Here is a 4,414-nt window from a genome sequence, read left to right on the forward strand (position 1 = left end):
TATAACTATTGAAATTTTCTTGAAGTTTATCAAGTACCCAAAGTCTTCTTTGAGAATTTGATAGTGCATAATCATCACTTTTTGCTAAGGGTTTTATCTCTACGGTAGCTGTCTCTATTCTTTGAGCATTATCAATGAGATATGAGAGTTTCTCTACACTTTGATTTTCAAAAAACTCTTTGATATTTATCTGTACAGAAAACTGATGACTTATCTTAGCTGTAGCAGAGATTGAATTAAGCGAATTTCCACCCAACTGAGTAAAGGTAATATCTGCACTCACTTTATCTACTCTAAGGATTTGAGAAAAGATTTTAGCTACTTCTATTTGAGTTTCTCCCTGAGGCTCTATAAACTCTCTATCTAAGTAGATTAAATCTTCTGGTTTGGGTAGAGACTTTTTATCTATTTTACCATGAAAATTCAGAGGGAAACTCTCCATTTTTATAAAGAAGTTAGGTATCATATAACTCGGTATGACCTCTACTAAATACTCTCTTATATCACTCTGAACAAATCTACTTTTTTCTATATAATAACAGATAACCACTATCTCTTTAGACGGTGACATCTCTGATATGATAATCGCATTTTCTACTTTTTTGTAGCTTTTGATAGCAATCTCTATCTCTTGAAGCTCTACTCTGATACCATTTATCTTGACTTGACTGTCTGCTCGTCCTACAAACTCCACCGTACCATCTGCTTTGTATCTTCCCATATCTCCTGTCTTGTAGAGTATATCTTCTTTTTTGCTTAGAGGGTTTTGTACAAAGACTTCTTGGCTAAGTTTCTCTTCTTTTAGATAGCCTTTTGACCTAAATGGTGTTTTGATATAAATCTCACCCACTTGTCTCACTTGTGCTAATTTACTATTTTTGAGTATCAGTATCGCTGTATTTGAGATAGCTTGACCCAAAGGCATTATCATATTTTGGTTTGTGACATCTTCTATCTTAATCCTATTAAATATTTTGGCAAGAGTCGTCTCACTAGGACCATAGAGATTTACTAATTCAATATGAGGATAGAGACGATTAAACGCCAATACATCACTTCCATAGAGTGCTTCACCTGCCAAAAGAATATGTTTAAGCTCAGATAAATCATAACTGTTAAACTCAAACTCTTTGAGTAATAATCTAAACAGAGACGGCACGATATGAATAAGATTGAGTCTGCTTTGACTTATCCATCTAGCAAGATACTCAATATTGGTTCTTTGTGTAGGAATATAAAGCGTAGCACCACTTATCAATGCTGTGAAAATATCTCTAAGACTCACATCAAAAGTCACACCTGCGAGTTGAGATATTTTAAAACTCTCATCTATCGCAAACTCTTTACACTCCCAATGGATAAAATGACTAAGTGACTTTTGCATACCGATAATCGCTTTGGGTTCTCCTGTTGAGCCTGAAGTAAACATCAAATACGCAGAACTATCCTCTTTTGATTTTAATGCTAAATTATTTTCGCTTGATATAGTATCTTCTAAGAGTATTATCTCTCTATCAAGTTTAAGGCTTTTGAGTATCTTTTTGAGGTTTTTAATATTGGCTTTGTTGGTAATAATAGTCTCTATATCTGCTTTTGTGATGATTTTTAAGATTCTTTCATTTGGAGCGAGTACATCAATAGGCACAGAGATAGACCCTGATTTTAAAATACCCAAAAGAGTAATGACATAGTCTATGCTATTTGGCATAAAAATAGCGATATATTTTTCACTGTCTATCACATTGCCTATACCATTTGCTCTACTATTTAACTCTCTATAAGTGATTTGTTCTTCACCATAGACAATAGCTATATTTTCTGGATTTTTTTGGACTCTCTCTTCAAAAACGGTATGTATTATTTTTTTATTTATCATCTTTGTATCCTTTTATATCAAACTCTTCTAATAGTATCTCAAATGTTAATACAAACATCAAAAAGTCATTTTCAAATGTCTGATTGAGTACAAAATCATCACTAAGGTATCTCTGCTTTAAATTTTCTACCATATCAGGATTGAAAAAGCCCTCTTTTTTTATCTTTTTAGTATCAAGAAGCTTGTTAATCCACTCTATATCTTGTTTGAGGAGATAACTCGCATTGGGAGCAACGAACGCAAACTTTTCTCTATCTGTAATCTCTGATGGCACATAATCTTTAGCATATTCATTTAAAATATACTTCTCTTTGTTCTCAAATATCATATACTTTACAGGTATTGTCTTGATAAATTCTATAAGCTCAACATCCAAAAATGGATATCTAGCCTCTATACTATTGGCATAACATACTCTATCTCCATGGTCTGCTAAAAGATGTTCACTAAGCCTTACTTTGAAATCTATATAGGAGCGTTTATGAAAAAAGTCCCTACCCTCTAGCTGTGATAAATCTACTAAATCGTTCTCTGTAGAATTAAATTTATGTAGCTTTTTTAATAATTTATCAGAGTAAAAAAGTTCTTTAAATTCATTAAACCCTGCATACTCTTTTTCATAGAAAAATCCACTATCACCCCATAGCTTTTGGGTAATTTCATCTTCTAAAATGCTATCCATATCAAATCCACTCTCTCGCTTCGAGCCTAGTCTATAACCGACATAACCACCAAAAAGTTCATCTGCACCTTCTCCTGTGAGTATAACCTTTTTACCATTTTCTCTCACAGATGCTGAAAGTGCTAGGGAACAAGTATTATAACTCTCTTTTAGGGGAGCTTCTGCATGATAGACCATCTCTTTTAATCTACTTGCTATCTCACTCCAACCAAAATGTATCGTATGGTGGTTTGAATTTACCTCTTTTGCCATCAACTCTTGATAAGGAGACTCATCTATATTTGAATCACTAAACGAGATAGAATATGAATCTCTTTGCATATCAGGTACGAGCTTATGTATGAGAGAAGCTATCAAAGAGGAGTCTAACCCACCACTAAGATAAAATCCTACATCTACATCGGCATTAAGTCTCAAAGAAACGGCTCTTTTGAGATGATAATCAAGCTTTTCCAAATAATACTCTTTACCTTTGTCCTCTACAGATAGAGGATAGTCTAAATCCCAATATTTATGTAGAGTATAGTTTTTCTTTTTAAATTTGAGATAGTGTCCTGCTTGTAGGCTTTTGATGTTTTTAAATATTGTCTGTGGAGCTGTAAGCCCTGGGAATGTCAATACTTGGTCAAGCCCTTTGGGGTCTATTTCGGCTTTGGTATATTCTAGTATTGCTTTTATCTCTGATGCAAATATAAATCTATTTTTGTGTAGCGTATAAAACAGAGGTGTAATCCCTACATGGTCTCTAGCTAGAAATATCTCTTTGGTATCTCTATTATATATCGCTATTGCAAACTGACCATTGAGTCTTTTTACAAACTCCTCACCATACTCTTTGTACATATAGAGTATCACTTCTACATCACACTCGGTTTTAAATGTATATTTGTCTTTTAGCTCCTCACGAAGCTCATGATGATTATAAATCTCTCCATTACAGACAAGCACTAAGTTTTCAAAAAACATAGGTTGCTGACCATGGTTTAAATCAACAATAGAGAGTCTCTTAAATCCAAATGCCATATTATCTTTAAGGAAATAACCCTCTTCATCTGGACCACGATGTGTCAATTTGTCTGCCATAGACTTTATCTTTTTTTTCGCTACACTCTTTTTGAAATTAACAACGCCTACTATTCCACACATCTAAAAATCCTCATCTATATCTTGGTCTATATTTAATTCTAAATCTAACTTTAATTCTTTTTTGAGATGGACTATGTCAAGGTCTATATTATGACTTACCAAATCAAATAATTTAATTAAATTACGACTCATACTCTCTATGGTCTCTCTCTTGTAAATATCAAGGCTGTACTCTATCATAAGCTCTATATTCTCAACATCTTCAAATTCAAATTTTAAATCAAATTTGCTACCATAATTTATATTCTCTCGCATCTTAAACCCTGCATCAGAAAAATCAAAGACTTTTTTCTCAAAGTTTTGGAGTATCACCATGACATCAAAGAGAGGACTATTGGCATTTAAATCCTCTACAACCTTATCAAATGGATAACTTTGATGCTCAAAAGCATCCAAAATATCCTCTGAAACATGCTCTAAAATATCTCTTACCCTCAACTTATTATCTATATTTGAACTAATCACAATGGTATTAAGATAGAGACCAATTTGATTTTGAAACGACTCATCATCTCTTGCATTGGCTACAGGTGTACCAATAGTAATCTGCTCTTCATTAGAGTATAGATGAAAGAGTATATCAATAAGAGTGAGCAAAACACCAAAAAGACTCTTATTAGACTCTTTTGCTATCTCTCTTAATCTACTAGAGAGACTCTCTCCTAAAGTAAGACGAAGTAATCCACCGTGATACTCTCTTCTATTTTCAA

General features: G+C 33.2%; 3 protein-coding genes. All 3 read right to left on the bottom strand.

Annotated features, from left to right (window positions below; translation table 11 throughout):
- Window positions 1–1,876 (bottom strand): non-ribosomal peptide synthetase (locus GSY74_RS09015; protein WP_164664775.1); only part of this gene is annotated, 1,876 nt, incomplete at its 3' end.
- Window positions 1,866–3,704, bottom strand: a complete 1,839-nt coding sequence (gene asnB, locus GSY74_RS09020) for an asparagine synthase (glutamine-hydrolyzing) (RefSeq protein ID WP_164664776.1) — start codon at window positions 3,702–3,704, stop codon at window positions 1,866–1,868. The genes GSY74_RS09015 and asnB, both read right to left, overlap by 11 nt.
- Window positions 3,705–4,414, bottom strand: a 710-nt coding sequence (locus GSY74_RS09025) for a condensation domain-containing protein (RefSeq protein WP_164664777.1), incomplete at its 5' end; no start/stop codon positions are given.

Source organism: Sulfurovum sp. bin170, from assembly GCF_010892395.1.
Classification (GTDB): Bacteria; Campylobacterota; Campylobacteria; order Campylobacterales; family Sulfurovaceae; genus UBA1140.